Source organism: Streptomyces sp. NPDC057854 (assembly GCF_042797055.1).
In the GTDB taxonomy this organism is placed as follows: Bacteria; Actinomycetota; Actinomycetes; order Streptomycetales; family Streptomycetaceae; genus Streptomyces.
The window spans coordinates 19,098-37,957 of the sequence record NZ_JBHVMF010000020.1; the positions used below are offsets into that span (position 1 = coordinate 19,098).

Sequence of the window (18,860 nt, forward strand, 5' to 3'; positions counted from 1 at the left end):
GGCGGCATGAGCGCGGCGGGCGAGAGCGCGGTCGTCCGCGCGCTGACCGGCCGGCTCGGGCTGCCCGGACTCGTGGACGTGCACACCCACTTCATGCCGAAGAACGTCCTCGACAAGGTGTGGGCGTACTTCGACGCCGTCGGGCCGCTGACCGGCCGGCCCTGGCCCATCACCTACCGCGAGGAGGAGGACCGGAGGGTCGAGCTGCTGCGCGGCTTCGGCGTGCTCGCCTTCACCTCGATGCTCTACCCGCACAAGCCCGGCATGGGCGCCTGGCTCAACGCCTGGGCCGCCGGGTTCGCCGCGCGGACGCCCGATTGCCTGCACACGGCGACCTTCTTCCCCGAGCCCGGCGCCGCGGAGTACGTGCGGCGGGCGCTGGACGAGGGGGCCCGGGTCTTCAAGGTGCACCTCCAGGTCGGCGGCTTCGACCCGAACGATCCGCTGCTCGACGCGGTGTGGGGGCTGCTCGCCGAGAGCGGGACGCCGGTCGTCGTCCACTGCGGCTCCGGGCCGGCGCCCGGCGCGTTCACCGGGCCGGGACCGGCCGGGAAGCTGCTCGCCCGGCATCCGCGGCTGCGGATGATCGTCGCGCACATGGGGATGCCGGAGTACGAGGACTTCCTCGGGCTGGCGGAGCGGTACGAGGGCGTGCACCTGGACACCACCATGGCGTTCACGGACTTCAGCGAACGGCTCGCGCCCTTCCCGCGCGACGCGCTCAAGCGGCTGGCCGGCCTCCAGGACCGGATCCTGCTCGGCTCCGACTTCCCGAACATCCCGTACCCGTACGTCCACCAGCTCGACGCCCTCGAACGGCTCGGACTCGGCGACGACTGGCTGCGGGCGGTCCTGTACGGCAACGGCGCCGCGATGTTTCACGTGAAACCGTGAGCTCTCGACGCGGGAGTTCGGCGTCCCACCGGGCCGCCGCGGCTTTCTCAGGGAATTCACAGAAAAGCGCAAGAGGGATCTCAGCGGCGGCGGCGAGCGTGGGGCCATGACCGTCACCACTCGCAGCACTTCAGCCCGCCGCGGCACCCGCGCCGATCTGCTCCGTGCCGACGGCACCGCCGTCCGCGTCCTCGTCGTCGACGACGAGGCGTCCCTCTCCGAACTGCTCTCGATGGCCCTGCGCTACGAGGGCTGGCAGGTCCGCAGCGCCGGTGATGGGGCCGGTGCCCTGCGGGCCGTGCGGGAGTTCCGGCCGGACGTCGTGATCCTGGACGTCATGCTGCCCGACGTCGACGGGCTCAGCCTGCTCGGCTCCGTCCGGCGCGAGCTGCCCGAGGTGCCGGTCCTCTTCCTGACCGCGAAGGACGCCGTCGAGGACCGGATCGCCGGACTCACCGCCGGCGGCGACGACTACGTCACCAAGCCGTTCAGCCTGGAGGAGGTCGTCGCCCGGCTGCGCGGCCTGATCCGGCGCTCCGGCGCCGCCCAGGCCCGCAGCGAGTCGCTGCTGACCGTCGGCGACCTCACCCTGGACGAGGACAGCCACGAGGTCACCCGGGGCGGCGTGTCGATCCACCTCACCGCGACCGAGTTCGAGCTGCTGCGGTACCTGATGCGCAACCCGCGCCGGGTGCTCAGCAAGGCGCAGATCCTCGACCGCGTGTGGTCGTACGACTTCGGCGGCCAGGCCAACGTCGTCGAGCTCTACATCTCCTATCTGCGGCGGAAGATCGACGCCGGCCGCTCGCCGATGATCCACACCCGGCGGGGGGCCGGCTACCTCATCAAGCCGGGGGAGTAACCCCCGATGCGTCTCCGCTCCCGGCGGCCGTGGTCGCTGCGGACGCGGCTCGTGGTCTCCGCCGTCGCGCTCATCGCCGTCGTCGCGGCCGTCATCGGCACCGTCACCACCATCGCGTACCGCTCCTACCTGTACGACCGGGCCGACGAGCAGCTGACCGGGCTCGGCCGACGGGCCGCCGGGCCCCCCGTCCCGCCGCCCGGAGTCGATCCGGGCCGGGACCGGCCCGCGCTGTCCGTCCTCGGCGACCCGGGCTCGCCGATCGGCACCCTCGCCGCCGTCGTCCGGGACGGCCGGGTCACCGAGGGCGGCTACTCGACGGAGACGGCCGGCAGCGTCACCGGCGAGCCCTTCCCCGTCGAGAAGCTGGACGCCGCCCAGCAGGACGCGCTCGCCGCCGTGCCCCGGGACGGGCGGGCGCACACCGTCGACCTGCCCGGCGGGCTCGGCTCGTACCGGGTCGTCCTCACCGAGGGCGCGCGCGGCACCTACCTCACCGGCATCCCGCTCGCCGAGGTCGAGAACGCCCTCTCCACCCTCGTCCTCGTCGAACTCAGTCTCACCGGCGCCTCCCTGGCCGCCGCCTCGCTCGCCGGGACGGTGCTGGTCCGGATCGCGCTGCGCCCGCTGCGCCGGGTCGCCGGCACCGCCGCCCAGGTCGCCCGGCTGCCGCTGCACAGCGGCGAGGTGGCCCTCCACCAGCGGGTCCCGGAGGCTGAGGCCGATCCGCGGACCGAGGTCGGACAGGTCGGCGCCGCCCTCAACCGGATGCTCGACCACGTCCACGCCGCCCTCGACGCCCGCCAGCAGAGCGAGACCCGGGTCCGGCAGTTCGTCGCCGACGCCAGCCACGAACTGCGCACCCCGCTCGCCTCCATCCGCGGCTACGCCGAACTCACCCGGCGCGGACGGGAGGAGTGCGGGCCCGACACCCGGCACGCGCTCGGCCGGATCGAGTCCGAGGCCACCCGGATGACAGGCCTGGTCGAGGACCTGCTGCTGCTCGCCCGGCTCGACGCCGGACGCCCCCTCTCGTACGAGCCCACCGACCTCGTCCCGCTGGTCGTGGACGCGCTCGGGGACGCCCGCGCCGCCGGGCCCGGCCACCACTGGCGGCTCGAACTGCCGGGCGACGGGCGGGAGACGGCGGTACGCGGCGACCCGGCCCGGCTCCAGCAGGTGCTGCTCAACCTGCTGGCCAACGCCCGCACCCACACCCCGCCCGGCACCACCGTCACCGCCCGCGTGCGCGGCGAGGGCGCGTCGGTCGTCGTGGAGGTCCGGGACGACGGGCCCGGCATCCCGCCCGGGCTGCTGCCCACCGTGTTCGAGCGGTTCGCGCGCGGCGACGCCTCCCGCTCCCGGCAGGCCGGCTCCACCGGGCTCGGCCTCGCCATCGTGCGGGCCGTCGTCACCGCCCACGGCGGCGACGTGACCGTCACGTCGGTTCCCGGGCGGACCGTCTTCGCGGTGACGCTGCCCGCCGCGACCGGCTCACAGGCCTGCCACAGGCTGATCACACAGCCGTGACAGGGCGCCCCGCGAGGGTCGGGGCCATGCGAACCCACACCCTCGCGGGGCCCGCGACCGAGGCCCCCGGCACCCTCCCCGCCCGGGAGCACCTGCCGGTGAGCGACGCGGGCCGGGCCGTTCTGGACGTGGTCATCCCCGTCTACAACGAGGAGAAGGACCTGGAGCCGTGCGTCCGCCGGCTCCACGCGCACCTGAAGCGCACCTTCCCGTACGGCTTCCGCGTCACCGTCGCCGACAACGCCTCCACCGACGCCACGCCCGCCATCGCCGCCGCCCTCGCCGCCGAGGTGCCCGAGGTGCGGTCGGTCCGGCTCGAACAGAAGGGGCGCGGGCGGGCGCTGCGGACCGTGTGGTCGGCGTCCGACGCGCCCGTCCTCGCCTACATGGACGTGGACCTGTCCACCGACCTCAACGCGCTCCTCCCGCTCGTCGCGCCGCTCATCTCCGGCCACTCCGACCTCGCCATAGGCTCCCGGCTCAGCCGCTCCTCGCGGGTGGTGCGCGGCCCGAAGCGGGAGTTCGTCTCGCGGGCGTACAACCTGATCCTGCGCGGCTCGCTCGCCGCCCGCTTCTCCGACGCCCAGTGCGGCTTCAAGGCGATCCGGCGCGAGGTCGCCGAGCGGCTGCTGCCGATGGTCGAGGACACCGGCTGGTTCTTCGACACCGAGATGCTGGTGCTCGCCGAGCGGGCCGGGCTGCGGATCCACGAGGTGCCGGTCGACTGGGTCGACGACCCGGACTCGACCGTGGACCTCGTGCGGACCGCCACCGACGACCTGAAGGGCGTGTGGCGGGTCGGGCGGGCCCTCGCGACGGGTTCGCTGCCGCTGGACCGGCTCGCCCGGCCCTTCGGCGACGACCCGCGCGACCGCGAACTCGCCGGGGTGCCCGGCGGACTCGCCCGCCAGCTCGTCGGCTTCTGCGCGGTCGGCGTGCTCTCCACGCTCTGCTACCTCGCGCTCTACTCCCTCTTCCGGCTCGGCGCCGGAGCCCAGGCCGCCAACGCCGCCGCCCTGCTCGTCTCCGCCGTCGCCAACACCGCCGCGAACCGCCGGCTCACCTTCGGCGTCCGGGGTCGCGACCGGGCCGTCCGCCACCAGGCGCAGGGGCTCGTGGTCTTCGCCATCGGCCTCGCCCTGACCAGCGGCTCGCTCGCGGCGCTCGGCGCGGCGACCGGCGACCCGGCGCACTCCACCGAACTCGCCGTGCTCGTCGTCGCCAACCTCGCCGCGACCGTGCTGCGCTTCCTGCTCTTCCGGCTCTGGGTCTTCCCGGACCGCCGGCCCGCCCCGGAGGACGCCCGATGACCACCCCGACCCCTCCGCCCGCCGCGCCCGGGGCGACGCCCGGACGGCTCGCCCGGCTGTGGCGCGGCCGGCCCGAGGACGCCCGCTGGGTCCGCCCCGCGTTCCTCGGCCTGCTCGCCGCCACCACCACGCTCTACCTGTGGAACCTGACCGCATCCGGCTACGCCAACTCCTTCTACTCGGCGGCCGTCCAGGCGGGCGCCGAGAGCTGGAAGGCGTTCTTCTTCGGCTCCCTCGACGCCGCCAACGCCATCACCGTCGACAAGCCGCCCGCCGCGCTGTGGCCGATGGCGCTCTCCGTCCGCCTCTTCGGCCTCGGCTCCTGGCAGATCCTGCTGCCCGAGGTGCTGATGGGCACGGCCACGGTCACCGTGCTGTACGCGGCGGTCCGCCGCCGCTTCGGCGCGGGCGCCGGACTGCTCGCGGGCACGGTGCTCGCGCTGACGCCGGTCGCCGCGCTGATGTTCCGCTTCAACAACCCGGACGCGCTGCTCGCGCTGCTCATGACCGTCGCCGTGTACGCGGTGCTGCGGGCCCTGGAACGGGCCGAGGGGGGCGCGCGGTGGCTGGTCGCGGCGGGCGTCGCGTTCGGCTTCGCGTTCCTGACGAAGACCCTCCAGGCGTTCCTGATCCTGCCGCCGCTCGCGCTCGTGTACGCGGTGTGCGCCCCGGTCCGGCCGCTGCGGCGGTTCGGGCAACTGGGCCTCGCCGGGCTCGCGCTGCTCGTCTCCGGCGGCTGGTGGGTGGCGCTCGTCGAACTCTGGCCGGCGGCCTCGCGCCCGTACGTCGGCGGCTCGCAGAGCAACAGCTTCCTGGAGCTGACCTTCGGCTACAACGGCCTCGGCCGGATCAACGGCAACGAGGTCGGCAGCGTCGGCGGCGGCGGGCGCGGCGGCGGTCAGGGCGGCGGCTGGGGCGAGACCGGCCTGCTGCGCATGTTCAACGACTCCGTCGGCGGGCAGATCTCGTGGCTGCTTCCGGCGGCGCTGGTCCTGCTGGCCGCCGGGCTCGCCGTCACCCGGAGGGCGCCGCGCACGGACACGGCGCGGGCCGCGTTCCTGGCGTGGGGCGGGTCGCTGCTGATGACGCTGGCCGTCTTCAGCTTCATGGCCGGCATCTTCCACGAGTACTACACGGTGGCGCTGGCCCCGTATCTCGCCGCCCTGATCGGCATGGGCGTGGCGGTGCTGTGGGAGGAGCGGACCCGGTTCACCGCCGCGGCGGTCCTCGCGGTCGCGGCCGGCGTGACGGCCTGGTGGGGCTGGGTGCTGCTCGGCCGTACGCCGGACCACCTGCCGTGGCTGCGCTGGGCCGTGCTCGGGGCGGGTGCCACGGCCGCGCTAGGGCTGCTCGCGGCGGGCCGGGTCGACCGGCGGCTGGGCCTGGCGCTGGCGGGCCTCGGCCTGGCGGCGGGGCTCGCGGGCCCGTTCGCGTACACCCTGGAGACGCTGTCCACGGGCCACCAGGGCTCCATCGTGACGGCGGGTCCGGCGGGCGCCGGCTTCGGCGGGCGCGGACGCGGACCGGGCGGCGGAGGCTTCCCGGGCGGCGGCGAACTCCCCGCCGGGGCGCAGCGGCCGGACGGCGGCGGCCGGGGGCAGGCGGGCGGCACGCAGCCGCCGAACGGCTTCCCGGGCGGCTTCCCGGGCGGCTTCCCCGGCGGCTTCTCGGGCAGCGGCCAGGCGCCCGGCGGCGGCCAGCCTCCGGGCGGGACCGGGCAGCCGCCCGGCGCCGGCGAGCGCGGCGGCATGGCCGACGGCGGGCTCGGCGGGCTCCTCAACGGCGCCAGCGTCTCGGCGGAGGCCAGGGCGAAGCTGCTCCAGGACGCCGACGCGTACACCTGGGCCGCCGCCGCGATCGGCGCGCAGAACGCCGCCAGTTACCAGCTCGCCACCGAGAAGCCCGTGATGGCGATCGGCGGCTTCAACGGCAGCGACCCGTCCCCGACCCTCGCCGAGTTCCAGCGGTATGTCGCCGACGGGAGGATCCACTACTTCATCGGCGGAGGCGGCGGCCCGGGAGGCGGCATGGGAGGAGGCATGGGCGGCGGCATGGGCAGCGGCTCCGCCATCACCGCCTGGGTCCAGGAGAACTTCACCGCCACCACCGTCGGCGGAGCCACCTTCTACGACCTGACCAGCCCGAAGTAGCCGCCCCGCCATAAATCGCTATACGGCGTACAAGAGCCCTTGTACGGTGTACGGGACCGACACCCTCGTACACCGTATAAGGAGCTTGCATGACGGCCACGCCCCCGGCCGCGCCCTCGGCGGCGGCCCCGCCGACCGGCGGCCATCCCCAGCGCTGGCTGATCCTCGGCGTCATCTGTCTCGCCCAGCTCACCGTGCTGCTCGACAACACCGTCCTCAGCGTCGCCATCCCCTCGCTGACCACGGAGCTGGACGCCTCCACCAGCGACATCCAGTGGATGATCAACGCCTACTCGCTCGTCCAGTCCGGCCTCCTCCTCACCGCCGGCAACGCCGCCGACCGCTACGGCCGCAAGAAGCTGCTCGCCGTCGGCCTCGCGCTCTTCGGCATCGGCTCGCTCGCCGCCGGCCTCGCCGGGTCGAGCGCCCAGCTGATCGCCGCCCGCGCGGGCATGGGCGTCGGCGGCGCCCTGCTCATGACCACCACGCTCGCCGTCGTCATGCAGATCTTCGACGACTCCGAGCGCGTGAAGGCCATCGCGCTCTGGGCCACCGTCAGCTCGCTCGGCTTCGCCGCCGGACCGCTGATCGGCGGCGTGATCCTCGACCACTTCTGGTGGGGGATGATCTTCCTGATCAACATCCCGGTGGCCGTGATCGGCCTGGTCGCCGTCCTCAAGCTGGTCCCCGAGTCGAAGAACCCGCAGGGCGACCGCCCCGACCTGCTCGGCGCGCTGCTCTCCACGATCGGCATGACCGCCGCCGTCTACGCGATCATCACCGGCCCGGAGCACGGCTGGACCTCCACCGAGGTGCTGGTCCCGGCGGCGATCGGCGTCGTGGTGCTCGCCGCGTTCGCGCTGTGGGAGCTGCGGACCCCGTACCCGATGCTCGACATGCACTTCTTCCGCAACCAGAAGTTCGTGGGCGCGGTCGCCGGCGCCATCCTGGTGATGTTCGGGATGGGCGGTTCGATGTTCCTGCTCACCCAGCACCTGCAGTTCGTGCTCGGGTACGAGCCGCTGGAGGCGGGCCTCCGGATGGCGCCGCTGGCGCTGACCGTCGTGCTGCTCAACCTCAGCGGCGTCGGCCCGCGGATCGTGATGAAGCTCGGCACCCCGCTCACGGTGACGGTCGGCATGACGCTGGTCGCGGCCGGTCTCGCGTCGATCGCCCTGGTCGGCGGCGGCTCCGACGGCACGTACTGGGGCATGCTGCTGGGCCTGGTGCTCATGGGCACCGGCCTCGCGGTCTCCAACCCGGCGATGGCGAACGCGATCATGAGCGCGATCCCGCCGGAGAAGGCGGGCGTCGGCGCGGGCGTCAACGGCACCCTGGCCGAGTTCGGCAACGGCCTCGGCGTCGCCGTCCTCGGCGCCGTCCTCAACGCCCGCTTCGCCGCCCTCGTCACCGTCACCGCCACCTCGCTGCCGGCGGCCCTGGCGGCGGCCGGCGACGACGCCGAGCGGGCCCGGATCTCCGACGCCTTCGCCTCCGGCCTCCAGACCAGCCAGCTGGTCGGCGCGGTCGCGGTGCTCGCCGGCGGTCTGCTCGCCGCCTACCTGCTGCGGCGGGCCGAGCGGGCGGAGCGGTCCGTGGCGGACGAGGCGGTCACCGCTGCCTAGCATGGTCACCAGCGCCGACGGACGGAGAAGGACCATGGTCAAGGCCGCGGACCGGGACAGGAACCCGGCGGGCTCCAGCGTCTGGCTGGAGCGGCGGGCCCCGCGCGCCGGCGGCGGCCCGGCCGGCCTCGACCGGGACCGGATCGTGGCCGCCTCCGTCCGGATGCTCGACCGGGACGGGCTCGCCAAGCTGTCGATGCGGCGGCTGGCGGCCGAGCTCGGCGTCACCGCGATGTCCCTGTACTGGTACGTGGACACCAAGGACGACATCATCGAGTACGCGATCGACACCGTGTACGGCGAGATCGACCTGGCCGCGGTGGACGAGGGCCGGGACTGGCGGGAGCGCCTGACGGTGCTCACCCTCGAGTACCGCCGGATGCTGGTCCGCCACCCGTGGATGTCGCCGTGCGCGGGCCAGTACCTGAACATCGGGCCGCACGCGATCGCCGTCGGCGCGAAGATCCAGGAGACGATCGCCGCGACCGGGCTGCCGCTGAGCCGGCAGCCGAGCGCGATGTCGGCCGTCTTCCAGTTCGTGTACGGCTACGGGACGATCGAGGCGCAGTTCGCGCGGCGCGCCGACGAGGCCGGGATGGACTCGGACAGCTTCTACGGGGCGTCGATGAAGGCGTTCCGGGACGACCCGTCCTTCATGGAGTCGCTGCGGCCGATGGCGGACCTGCTCGACGAGCGGGCCTCGCACGGCTCGGTCACGGACATCTGGGACCGGGACTTCGCCTTCGCGCTGGACATCCTGGTCGCGGGCATCGAGGCGATGGTCAGGCGCGAGTCCGGGGAGACGGACGAGACGGGGGAGTCCGGGAAGACAGGCGGGACGTGACGGAGCGGCGGGCCGTCCCCTGCCCGCCGCTCCTTCGGTGACCCGGCCGCGCCTCCGCTCGAAGCGCGGCCGGGGGTCTCACTGGCCGTCCGCCGCGACCGTGCTGCTCTTCAGCGCGACCTCCTTGATGAAGAGCGTCACCAGGAAGGCGAGCAGCGCGAACGGCGCCGCGTAGAGGAAGACGTCGCCGACGCCGTGCCCGTACGCGCTCTCCATCACCGTGCGGATCGGGGCGGGCAGCTTGTCCATGTCGGGGATGGCGCTGCCGCTGCCGCCCTGGCCCATCGCCGCCGCGGCCTTCGGGCCGAGCTCCGCCATGCCCTCCTTGACGTAGTCGGTGACCCGGTGGGCCATGACCGCGCCGAGCGCCGAGACGCCGATCGCACCGCCGAGGGAGCGGAAGAAGGTGACGACGGAGGAGGCCGCGCCGAGGTCGGCGGGGGCGACCTGGTTCTGCGTGCAGAGCACCAGGTTCTGCATCATCATGCCGAGGCCGAGGCCGAGGACCGCCATGAAGAGGGCGATGTGCCAGTACGCGGTGTCGTACCGGAGGGTGCCGAGGAGGCCGAGGCCCGCGGCGGCGAGCGCGCCGCCGGAGACCAGCCACGCCTTCCAGCGGCCGGTCTTGGTGATGATCATGCCGGAGGCCGTCGAGGAGACGAACAGGCCGGCGATCATCGGGATGGTGAGGACGCCGGACATGGTCGGCGACTCGTTGCGGGCGAGCTGGAAGTACTGGCTGAAGAAGACCGTGCCGGCGAACATCGCGACGCCCACGAAGAGCGAGGCGAGCGAGGCCAGGGTGATGGTCCGGTTGCGGAACAGGCGCAGCGGGATGATCGGCTCGGCCGCCTTGGACTCGACGAGCACGAAGAGCGCGCCGAGCAGCACCGATCCGGCCACCATGACGCCGGTCTGCCAGGACACCCAGTCGTACTTGTCGCCGGCGAAGGTGACCCAGATGAGGAGCAGCGAGACGGCGGCGCTGATGAAGAAGGCGCCGGCCCAGTCGACCTTGACCTCGCGCTTCACGACGGGGAGCTTGAGGGTCTTCTGGAGGACGATCAGGGCGATGACGGCGAACGGCACGCCGACGTAGAAGCACCAGCGCCAGCCGAGCCAGTCGGTGTCGGTGATGACGCCGCCGAGCAGCGGGCCGCCGACGGTGGCGACGGCGAAGACGGCGCCCAGGTAGCCGCTGTACCGGCCGCGCTCGCGCGGGGCGATCATGGCGGCCAGGATGATCTGGGAGAGGGCGGTGAGTCCGCCGACGCCGATGCCCTGGACGACGCGGCAGGCGATGAGCATGCCGGTGGACTGGGAGAGTCCGGCGACGATCGAGCCCGCCACGTAGATGGCCAGGGCTATCTGGATGAGCAGCTTCTTGGAGAAGAGGTCGGCCAGCTTGCCCCAGAGCGGGGTGGTGGCGGTCATCGCGAGCAGGGTGGCGGTGACGACCCAGGTGTAGGCGGACTGGGTGCCCTCCAGGTCGGTGATGATCTGGGGGAGGGCGTTGGAGACGATCGTCGAGGACAGGATGGCGACGAACATGCCGAGCAGCAGCCCGGACAGCGCCTCCATGATCTGACGGTGCGTCATCGGAGCGGCGCCGGCTCCGGTGTCGGCCGGGGCGCCCCGCACACCGGTGTCGGGTGTGGTCGTAGCCATGAGGTTCCTCTGGTTTCAAGCGGTTCGCGCGGGTGGGGCGCGCTCGGGCGTGGTCGAGCGGTCTCTCGTGCGCGGCGGTCAGGCGTGGGTGGCCCGGCAGTCCCCGAAGGAGTCGCGGAGTCGGGCGAGCAGGGCGGTGAGCAGCGCGACGTCGTCGTCGGACCACTCCGCGAGGTGGCGGGCGAAGGAGTCGGTCACCCGCCGGTCGAGTTCGGCGAGCATCCCGACGCCGTCGTCGGTCAGCCGGAGGATGCGGGAGCGGCCGTCGCCGGGGTCGGGCAGGCGCTCGACCCAGCCGTGGGTGACGGTGTGGGCCACGTGGCGGCTGCACACGGACATGTCCACGGCCATGAGTTCGGCGAGCCGGCTCATCCGCATGTCCCCGTGGTGCTTGAGCAGGGCGAGGACGGCGGCGGAGCCGCCCTGGCACTCGGCGGGCAGGACACGGGCGAGACCGCGCTTCACGGCGCCGAAGGCGCTGATGGCGCGGGCGAGGTCCTCGTAGCGACCGCTCGGTTCCACCGGGACCCCTTCCAACTTGTTGCTTAGGGCAACCATAGAGATGGATGGTTGCTCCAGGCAAACTAAATCGGTCAAACGGCGCTAAAGAATCGGCAAAGGGGAGGCGCGGGGGAGGCTCGGCGGAGGCGGAGTGCCAGGGCTTGGGCCCGTCACCCCGCTTTCGCTAGGGTCCTGGCCCATGGCACACAACCCGCAAGCACCGTACGGCCAGGGCGCCCAGGGCCCCGAGGGCTACGACCCCGCCGGCAGCACCCAGATGTTCCGCGCCTTCGTCGACGAGGGCACCCCCGAGCAGCGCCGTCCGCAGCAGGTGGCGGCGACCCAGGGCGGACCGCGCGTCGGCGTGATCGCCGCCGTGATCGCCGGGGTCGCGATCGTCGCCGGGGTCGTCTGGCTCGCCGTCTTCTCCTGATCCACCGCACCCGCACCGACACGGAGGGGCCGGTTCCGTACGTACGGAACCGGCCCCTCCGTCATGCCTGCCGGAGGCGGCGGCTACTCCTGGGGGGCGTCCAGGGCCGGGGCCAGCACCTCGAAGGCCCGGGCGATCAGGGCGAGCGGATCGGGCGCGCCGGCGCCCTCGCTCCACCGGCACAGCACCGTGTCGAAGGCGCCGAGCGCCATGCCCGCGGCCAGCGGCGGGTACAGCCCGGCCGGGTCGAGCCCGAGCCGGTCCGCCAGCTCCGCGGCCAGCTCCTCGCGCCAGCCGGCCTGGTGCTCCAGGAAGCGGGCGAGCAGGCCGGGCGTCCGCAGGATCAGCCGGACCACCGGCAGGGTGCGCTCGGCGTGGTCGCCGCAGGCGGCGAGCGGCACGGAGACGGCGTGCAGCAGCGCGGCCGAGGGCGGCTCGGCGGCCGGCCGGGCGGCCAGCTCCGCCCGCATGTCGGCGCCCATCCCGGCCAGGAACTGGACGACCACGTCGTCCTTGGACGCGAAGTAGCGGAAGAAGGTCCGCTTGGAGACGCCGGCGGCGGACGCGATCTCGTCGACCGTGACGGCCTCGAAACCCTTGTGCGCGAAGAGCTGGAGCGCGGTCTCGGTCAGCTCCGTCGCCACCAGCTGCTTCTTGCGCTGGGCGAGGGTCGAGGGGCGGGGGCCGGATGCGGTGCTCACCGGGCGATGCTAACCCGCCGGTGCCGACCAGGTGCCGCCCCCGACACCGGCCGCCATATTTGACACTCGGTGACATCGACGGCAAGGTGTGCCGTATGAGTCGTACGCGAACCCCGCACTGGACCGCCGACGCCATCCCCGACCTCACCGGCCGCCTCCACGTCGTCACCGGGGCGACCAGCGGCCTCGGCCTCGCGACCACCCGCGCCCTCGCCCGCCGGGGCGGCCGGGTGGTCCTCGCCGTACGGGACGAGCAGAAGGGCCGCCGGACCGTCGCCGCCCTCACCGCCGACGGCATCGCCCCGGACCTCCTCACCGTCCGCCGGATCGACCTCGCCGACCTCGACTCGGTGCGCGCCTTCGCGGAGGGCCTGCGCGCCGACCACCCGCGCGTGGACGTCCTGGTCAACAACGCGGGCGTGATGGGTCCGCCCCGCACGCTCAGCGCTCAGGGCCACGAGCTCCAGTTCGCCGCCAACCACCTCGGCCACTTCGCCCTCACCGGCCTGCTGCTCGACCGGCTGCCGGCCGACGGGCGGGTGGTCACCGTCAGCTCGCTGATGCACCGGCAGGGCACCCTGCCGCTCGACGACCCCGCCGCCCTCACCGGCGAGCGCGACTACGCCCCGATGGCGTTCTACAGCCGCTCGAAGCTGGCCAACGCGGTCTTCGGCCACGAACTGCACCGCCGGCTCACCGCCGCCGGCAGCCGGGTCCGCAGCCTCCTCGCCCACCCCGGCTACACCGCGACCGGCCTCCAGACCCGGGACATCACCGGCCTCTCCCGGTTCTTCTACAGCCGGATCGGCAACCCGCTGCTCGCCCAGCGCCCGGAGCGCGGCGCCCTGCCCCAGCTGTACGCGGCGACCGCCCCGGAGGCCGCCGGCGGCGACTTCATCGGACCGGACGGCCTGGGCGAACTGCGCGGCCACCCGACCCGGGTCACGCCCTCCGCCACGGCCGCCGACCCGGAGACCGGCCGCCGCCTCTGGGACCTCTCGGAGGAGCTGACGGGCGTGCGGTACGGGCTCACCGCCAGCTAGCGGTCACCGCGCGGGTGTCGACGCGCATGCCGATCGGCACCCGCCAGGACTCCACGCACACCGTGTACGTCCGGGTGCGGGCCGACCCCGCGGCGATCGGGGCCGGCAGCGGCTGGCTGGTGGTGACCGTGCCCCAGTCGATGCCGAGTGCGCCGACGATGTGGGTCTCGAAGGTGGCGGTGCCGGAGGCGGCGGGGGAGCCGCCGGTGTTCCGGAAGGTCACCGTGACCCGCTCGCACCAGCGCGCGTCGGCGTCGGCGGTCACCGGCGCGGAGACGGTCAGCACGGCCGGCCCGGGCGGGGGCGCGGGCGTGGTCGGCCGCGGCGAGGGGGCGGTGGCGGTCGGCGCGGGCGTGGTGGGCGCGGGCGGGGGGCCGGGGGTACGCGGCGGGGGCGTCGTCGCGCCGGACGACGGGGCGCCGGAGGACGGGCCGCCGGGCGGCGCGCCCGGAGCCGTACCCCCTCCGGAGCCGCCGGCCCGACCCGTACCGCCGGGGTCCGCGCCGGCGCCCGTACGGGTGCCGGACGGGCCGGGGCCCGTGCTCGCGCCCGTGCGTGACTCCGGGCCGGCGGACGGGGGCGACGGTGAGGCGCCCGGCGAGGACGGCGGTGCGGAGGGCGGCGGGGACGAGGTGCTGGAGGCGAGGCCGGGCGCCGTGGGGCTGTCCAGCGGGACCAGGGTGACCGCGCCCGAAGGGCCGACCGCGCCGCCCGGCGAGGGACCGGCGCCGACCGCCGCGAACCCCTCGCCGTCCCCTCCGCCTCCGCACGCGGTGAGCGCTCCGCCGAGGCAGAGCGCCACCGCCACGAGTACCGGCTTCCTGCGCCTCATGCGCCCCAGTGTGGCTGACGGTTCGTCACCGAGGGGCGGATTCGCGGAAGTCAGTCGGAGATCAGGCCCTCGCGGAGCTGTGCGAGGGTGCGGGTCAGCAGCCGCGAGACGTGCATCTGCGAGATGCCGACCTCCTCGCCGATCTGCGACTGGGTCATGTTCGCGAAGAACCGCAGCATGATGATCTGCCGCTCCCGGGGCGGGAGTTTGGCGAGCAGCGGCTTCAGCGACTCGCGGTACTCGACGCCCTCCAGCGCCGCGTCCTCGTAGCCCAGGCGGTCCGCGAGGGAGCCCTCGCCGCCGTCGTCCTCCGGGGACGGCGAGTCGAGCGAGGAAGCCGTGTACGCGTTGCCCACCGCGAGGCCGTCGACGACGTCCTCCTCCGACACCCCGAGGACGGCGGCGAGTTCGGCGACGGTCGGCGAGCGGTCGAGCTTCTGCGCGAGCTCGTCGCCGGCCTTGGTGAGCGCGAGCCGCAGCTCCTGGAGGCGGCGCGGCACCCGCACCGACCACGAGGTGTCCCGGAAGAAGCGCTTGATCTCGCCGACGACCGTCGGCATCGCGAACGTCGGGAACTCCACGCCCCGTTCGCAGTCGAAGCGGTCGATCGCCTTGATCAGCCCGATGGTGCCGACCTGGACGATGTCCTCCATCGGCTCGTTGCGCGAGCGGAAGCGGGCCGCCGCGTACCGCACGAGCGGGAGGTTCAGCTCGATGAGGGTGTCGCGGACGTAGGTCCGCTCCGGGCTGTCCGCCGCCGCGCCCTCGGCGTCGAGCGCGCGCAGCCGCAGGAACAGGGAACGGGAGAGGGTGCGGGTGTCGAGGGCCGCCGGCGCGACGGCGGGCTCGGGCACGGGAAGCGCCCCGCTCTCGGCCGCGGTCGTCGCCGTCTTCTGCACGGGCACGGGCTCGGGCACGAGGACCGGGACGGGCGTGAGCGTGAGCACCTTCGAGCTGCCCTGATCTGCGGACATGCCACCCCCTAGAGGTCGCGGACGGTCGCGGTGGGCCGCGACCATCGGAGGAACGCAGCTTCCACCTGAATACCGGCCGTGGGGCTGCGGCAAACGCGTCCCCAGCAGAATGTCACATGTCGGCAACACGCTGTAGTGACTTGTCGACAAGGAGAGGGGGCATATCTGCAGGAAATGAGGGGTGTGGGGCGGTTGGGGCGGCGCAGAACCGTTTCGGACCGGTCCACCCGTTCCGGTCATGCCTCGATTCTGTTTGCGGATCTCAGGCGGGCGAAGCTCCGGGCGAGGAGCCTTGACACGTGCATCTGCGAGACGCCGAGCTCCTGGCTGATCTGAGACTGCGTCAAGTTGCTGTAGTAGCGCAGCATCAGGATCCGCTGCTCCCGCTCGGGCAGCTGGACGAGCAGGTGCCGGACCAGGTCGCGGTGCTCGACGCCGGCCAGCGCGGGGTCCTCGTACCCGAGCCGGTCGAGCAGTCCGGGCAGCCCGTCGCCCTCCTGCGCGGCCTCCAGGGACGTGGCGTGGTACGACCGTCCGGCCTCGATGCAGGCGAGCACCTCGTCCTCGCCGATCCGCAGCCGCTCGGCGATCTCGGCGGTGGTGGGGGAGCGGCCGTGCGCCGTCGTCAGGTCCTCGGTGGCGCCGTTGACCTGCACCCACAGCTCGTGGAGCCGGCGGGGCACGTGGACGGTGCGGACGTTGTCGCGGAAGTAGCGCTTGATCTCGCCGACCACCGTGGGCATCGCGAAGGTGGGGAACTGCACGCCCCGGTCCGGGTCGAAGCGGTCGATCGCGTTGATCAGCCCGATGGTGCCGACCTGGACGACGTCCTCCATCGGCTCGTTGCGGGAGCGGAACCGGGCCGCCGCGTACCGCACGAGCGGCAGGTTGGCCTCGATGAGGGCGCCGCGCACCCGGTCGTGCTCGGGCGTGCCCGGCTCCAGGTTCTTCAGCTGCCCGAAGAGCACCTGGGTGAGCGCCCGGGTGTCGGCGCCGCGGGTGCTCTGCGGCCGGGGCCGCGGGGTCTCCGGGGTGCCGCCCGCCTCGTGCTGGGGCGGGACCTGAGGTGCTGTACTGGCCGGCACGTTCACGCCACCCCTTTGGCTGGTGTAGCTGCTCGACTGGGCAACTGCGGTCAAACGGTCAAACGGTCAATTCATCCGTCAAAAGCGGTCATAGCATCACAAGACATGTCCACTGTGTGCAAGCACCGCATAACGACGTGTTGAAGGCATGGTGGACGACAAACCGGAGGCCAGGGGTGCGCGAGGCCTCAACGCGCGAGACCCCCCGCCCGGACGGCGGGGGGTCTGGTGGAGACGTACGGCGGCGCGTACCCCTGGAAAGGTTCTGGAGAATCCTGGAGGATCCTGGAAGGGTCCTAGAAGGGGTAGTCCGCGATCACCCAGGTGGAGAACTCGCGCCACAGCGCGACGCCGGCCTGGTGCGCCGGGTGGTCCAGGTACCGCTGGAGGGCGTCCATGTCCTCGACGGCCGAGTTGATCGCGAAGTCGTACGCGATCGGCCGCTCCGACACGTTCCAGTCGCACTCCCAGAAGCGCAGCTCGTCGATCTGCCCGCCGAGCGCCCGGAAGGCCTCGACACCGGCGACGACGCGCGGGTCGTCCCGCTCGACGCCCTCGTTGAGCTTGAAGAGGACCAGATGGCGGATCACCGGGGCTCCTAGTTGATGAGTTCTGTCATGAACTCTCCGACGCCCTTGGCGGCGCTGGAAAGGCCCTCGAAGCCTATCTGGACCAGGTCGGCCGAACGGTCCGGGGATGTGATGATCGCGTACAGCACGAAGACCCCGAACGCGTAGACCGCGACTTTCCTCGCCTGGGACATCCGTCCTCCCCCTCCCGGCGCCGGCATTCGGCCTCGGCGGTGGCCCACTCTAACCGAGCCTTTATGGACCAAGGGCCCTGCCATCGGGGTCTTTCGCCGCCCCCCGTACGGGTGCGGGCGGAGCAGGATGGAGAGCGAGCCCGGCGGATCTGGCAGGAATCCGCGGGGCGATGGAACCGGCCCGCACTGCGGGGTCCGCGCCGCGAGCTTCCCCCCTGACTGCGGCGCAGGACTAGGCGGACCGGTTCTCGTCGGGGGGAGCGGCTTGTCCCCCCGATGCCGCTCCCCCCGTCCTCACTCCCCGCCCTCCCTCGTCCTCCCCTCCCCCTCCCCGCCTTCACGCGTGACCGCCCGTCAGAACCGTGTGCTCTGTACGGTGCTGAGTGGCAGCGTTCCCTCGGTTCGGTTCGGTTCGCGAAAGGCGCGGCACATGACGGAGAGCACGGCGGACAGCACAGCGGACAGCGCGGCGGAGAACGGCGCTCCCGGAGAGGTCGTCTCGGCGCCCGTGGGCCGGGTGGTCGGCGGCCGTACGGAGGTGCGGGACGACGAGTGGGGCGAGGTACCGGCGGTGATCCGGCTGGACTCGCGCTTCGGGCCCGAGGCCCTCGCCGGCCTGGACGCCTTCTCGCATGTCGAGGTCGTCTACCACTTCGACCGGGTGCCCGCGGAGAAGGTGGAGACCGGCGCCCGGCACCCGCGCGGCAACACCGACTGGCCCCTCGTCGGCATCTTCGCCCAGCGCGGCAAGAACCGCCCCAACCGGCTGGGCGTCTCCCGCTGCCGGCTGCTGCGCGTCGACGGACGGGACCTCCACGTGGAGGGTCTGGACGCGGTCGACGGCACCCCCGTGCTCGACATCAAGCCGTACATGACCGAGTTCGGGCCCCGGGGCGCCGTCAGCCAGCCCGCGTGGGCCACCGAGATCATGCGGCACTACTACTGACCCGCAGAGCCCTCAGCGCGCGAGGATGCCCACAACGCACGACGCCCCTCCGGCCAGTTGCCTGGCGGGAGGGGCGTCTTCAGCGGTAGCGGAGGGATTTGAACCCTCGGTGAGTTTCCCCACACTCGCTTTCGAGGCGAGCTCCTTCGGCCGCTCGGACACGCTACCGAGAGAGAGCTTAGCCCAAAGTCGGCCAGCGATGAAATCCGTATCCCTCCGCAGGTCAGCGGGTGCGGAAGAAGGCGGTGAGCTGCTCCGCGCACTCCTCGCCGAGGACGCCGCGCACGACCTCCGGGCGGTGGTTCAGGCGGCGGTCGCGGACCAGGTCCCAGAGGGAGCCGGCGGCGCCCGCCTTCTCGTCGTCGGCGCCGTACACGACTCGTTCGACCCGCGACTGCACCAGCGCGCCCGCGCACATCACGCACGGCTCCAGGGTGACGACGAGGGTGCAGCCGGTCAGCCGCCACTCGCCGGTGGCGGCGGCCGCCCGGCGGAGCGCCAGGACCTCCGCGTGGGCCGTCGGATCGCCGGTCGCCTCCCGCTCGTTGTGGCCGCGGGAGAGGACGTCGCCGGCGGGGGAGAGCACGACCGCGCCGACCGGTACGTCACCGGCCGGCACGGCCGCCGCCGCTTCGGCGAGGGCGAGGCGCATGGCGTCCCGCCAGAGGTCCGGCACGGGGCCGGCGACCGCGGACTGCA

General features: G+C 73.4%; 19 protein-coding genes and 1 tRNA gene. 10 read left to right on the plus strand and 10 right to left on the minus strand.

All coding sequences use genetic code 11. The annotated features are described in order from the left end of the window. Positions 1 to 6 precede the first annotated feature (6 nt). From ACFVQZ_RS26120 to ACFVQZ_RS26150, 7 genes are all read left to right on the plus strand, one after another. Positions 7 to 894, plus strand: a complete 888-nt coding sequence (locus ACFVQZ_RS26120; RefSeq protein ID WP_030493871.1) for an amidohydrolase family protein — start codon at positions 7 to 9, stop codon at positions 892 to 894. Positions 895 to 1,000: 106 nt separating this feature from the next. Next, a complete protein-coding gene (locus ACFVQZ_RS26125) occupies positions 1,001 to 1,756 on the plus strand; it encodes a response regulator transcription factor (RefSeq protein ID WP_030493872.1) in 756 nt (251 codons plus the stop codon). 6 nt (positions 1,757 to 1,762) lie between these two features. Further along, a complete protein-coding gene (locus tag ACFVQZ_RS26130; protein ID WP_383626540.1) occupies positions 1,763 to 3,286 on the plus strand; it encodes a sensor histidine kinase in 1,524 nt (507 codons plus the stop codon). A gap of 26 nt (positions 3,287 to 3,312) precedes the next feature. Beyond that, positions 3,313 to 4,596, plus strand: a complete 1,284-nt coding sequence (locus ACFVQZ_RS26135; protein ID WP_321192609.1) for a bifunctional glycosyltransferase family 2/GtrA family protein — start codon at positions 3,313 to 3,315, stop codon at positions 4,594 to 4,596. Beyond that, a complete protein-coding gene (locus tag ACFVQZ_RS26140) occupies positions 4,593 to 6,746 on the plus strand; it encodes an ArnT family glycosyltransferase (protein WP_383626543.1) in 2,154 nt (717 codons plus the stop codon). The genes ACFVQZ_RS26135 and ACFVQZ_RS26140 overlap by 4 nt, the downstream gene beginning before the upstream one ends. An 89-nt stretch (positions 6,747 to 6,835) precedes the next feature. Then, positions 6,836 to 8,371: an MFS transporter gene (locus ACFVQZ_RS26145; protein ID WP_383626546.1), complete on the plus strand. Its 1,536-nt coding sequence runs from the start codon at positions 6,836 to 6,838 to the stop codon at positions 8,369 to 8,371. 34 nt (positions 8,372 to 8,405) lie between these two features. After that, on the plus strand, positions 8,406 to 9,215 hold the full coding sequence (locus tag ACFVQZ_RS26150; protein WP_383626549.1) for a TetR/AcrR family transcriptional regulator: 810 nt from the start codon (positions 8,406 to 8,408) through the stop codon (positions 9,213 to 9,215). Positions 9,216 to 9,293: 78 nt separating this feature from the next. Here ACFVQZ_RS26150 and ACFVQZ_RS26155 read toward each other — a convergent pair whose 3' ends face one another. Together ACFVQZ_RS26155 and ACFVQZ_RS26160 are read right to left on the minus strand one after the other, a co-directional pair. Continuing rightward, the gene (locus tag ACFVQZ_RS26155; protein ID WP_030493878.1) at positions 9,294 to 10,883 is read right to left on the minus strand and encodes an MDR family MFS transporter; all 1,590 of its coding nucleotides are present in this window, start codon (positions 10,881 to 10,883) and stop codon (positions 9,294 to 9,296) included. Between the two features lie 78 nt (positions 10,884 to 10,961). Next, a complete protein-coding gene (locus ACFVQZ_RS26160) occupies positions 10,962 to 11,441 on the minus strand; it encodes a MarR family transcriptional regulator (protein WP_051787656.1) in 480 nt (159 codons plus the stop codon). A gap of 142 nt (positions 11,442 to 11,583) precedes the next feature. Between ACFVQZ_RS26160 and ACFVQZ_RS26165 the strand changes: the two genes are divergently transcribed. Continuing rightward, positions 11,584 to 11,817 carry a hypothetical protein gene (locus ACFVQZ_RS26165; RefSeq protein ID WP_030493880.1) on the plus strand — a complete coding sequence of 78 codons (234 nt, stop codon included), beginning with the start codon at positions 11,584 to 11,586 and terminating at the stop codon, positions 11,815 to 11,817. An 83-nt stretch (positions 11,818 to 11,900) separates the two neighbouring features. On the opposite strand, the gene ACFVQZ_RS26170 is transcribed toward ACFVQZ_RS26165, so the two are convergent. Continuing rightward, positions 11,901 to 12,518: a TetR family transcriptional regulator gene (locus ACFVQZ_RS26170; RefSeq protein WP_030493881.1), complete on the minus strand. Its 618-nt coding sequence runs from the start codon at positions 12,516 to 12,518 to the stop codon at positions 11,901 to 11,903. A gap of 95 nt (positions 12,519 to 12,613) precedes the next feature. On the opposite strand from ACFVQZ_RS26170, the gene ACFVQZ_RS26175 reads away from it, so the two are divergent. Beyond that, complete coding sequence (locus tag ACFVQZ_RS26175) at positions 12,614 to 13,561, plus strand: oxidoreductase (RefSeq protein ID WP_030493882.1); 948 nt, start codon at positions 12,614 to 12,616, stop codon at positions 13,559 to 13,561. Here the strand turns inward: ACFVQZ_RS26175 and ACFVQZ_RS26180 are convergent. The 5 genes from ACFVQZ_RS26180 to ACFVQZ_RS26200 form a co-directional block, all read right to left on the minus strand. Next, a complete protein-coding gene (locus ACFVQZ_RS26180; protein WP_383626552.1) occupies positions 13,548 to 14,393 on the minus strand; it encodes a hypothetical protein in 846 nt (281 codons plus the stop codon). The genes ACFVQZ_RS26175 and ACFVQZ_RS26180 overlap by 14 nt on opposite strands. Positions 14,394 to 14,443: 50 nt before the next feature. Next, positions 14,444 to 15,367, minus strand: coding sequence for an RNA polymerase sigma factor SigF (locus ACFVQZ_RS26185; protein WP_030493884.1), 924 nt, complete (start codon positions 15,365 to 15,367; stop codon positions 14,444 to 14,446). Positions 15,368 to 15,603: 236 nt separating this feature from the next. Next, the gene (locus ACFVQZ_RS26190) at positions 15,604 to 16,452 is read right to left on the minus strand and encodes an RNA polymerase sigma factor SigF (protein ID WP_030493885.1); all 849 of its coding nucleotides are present in this window, start codon (positions 16,450 to 16,452) and stop codon (positions 15,604 to 15,606) included. 296 nt (positions 16,453 to 16,748) lie between these two features. Next, on the minus strand, positions 16,749 to 17,042 hold the full coding sequence (locus ACFVQZ_RS26195) for a Dabb family protein (RefSeq protein WP_030493886.1): 294 nt from the start codon (positions 17,040 to 17,042) through the stop codon (positions 16,749 to 16,751). A gap of 8 nt (positions 17,043 to 17,050) precedes the next feature. Further along, entirely contained in the window at positions 17,051 to 17,215 is a 165-nt protein-coding gene (locus ACFVQZ_RS26200) for a hypothetical protein (RefSeq protein WP_199806607.1), read from the minus strand. 430 nt (positions 17,216 to 17,645) lie between these two features. On the opposite strand from ACFVQZ_RS26200, the gene ACFVQZ_RS26205 reads away from it, so the two are divergent. Next, positions 17,646 to 18,161 carry an SAM-dependent methyltransferase gene (locus ACFVQZ_RS26205; RefSeq protein ID WP_383626555.1) on the plus strand — a complete coding sequence of 172 codons (516 nt, stop codon included), beginning with the start codon at positions 17,646 to 17,648 and terminating at the stop codon, positions 18,159 to 18,161. A gap of 83 nt (positions 18,162 to 18,244) precedes the next feature. Here the strand turns inward: ACFVQZ_RS26205 and ACFVQZ_RS26210 are convergent. Both ACFVQZ_RS26210 and tadA read right to left on the minus strand, forming a co-directional pair. Then, positions 18,245 to 18,329, minus strand: a tRNA-Ser gene (locus ACFVQZ_RS26210). Positions 18,330 to 18,384: 55 nt separating this feature from the next. Then, complete coding sequence (gene tadA / locus ACFVQZ_RS26215) at positions 18,385 to 18,813, minus strand: tRNA adenosine(34) deaminase TadA (RefSeq protein WP_051787668.1); 429 nt, start codon at positions 18,811 to 18,813, stop codon at positions 18,385 to 18,387. Positions 18,814 to 18,860: the final 47 nt, after the last annotated feature.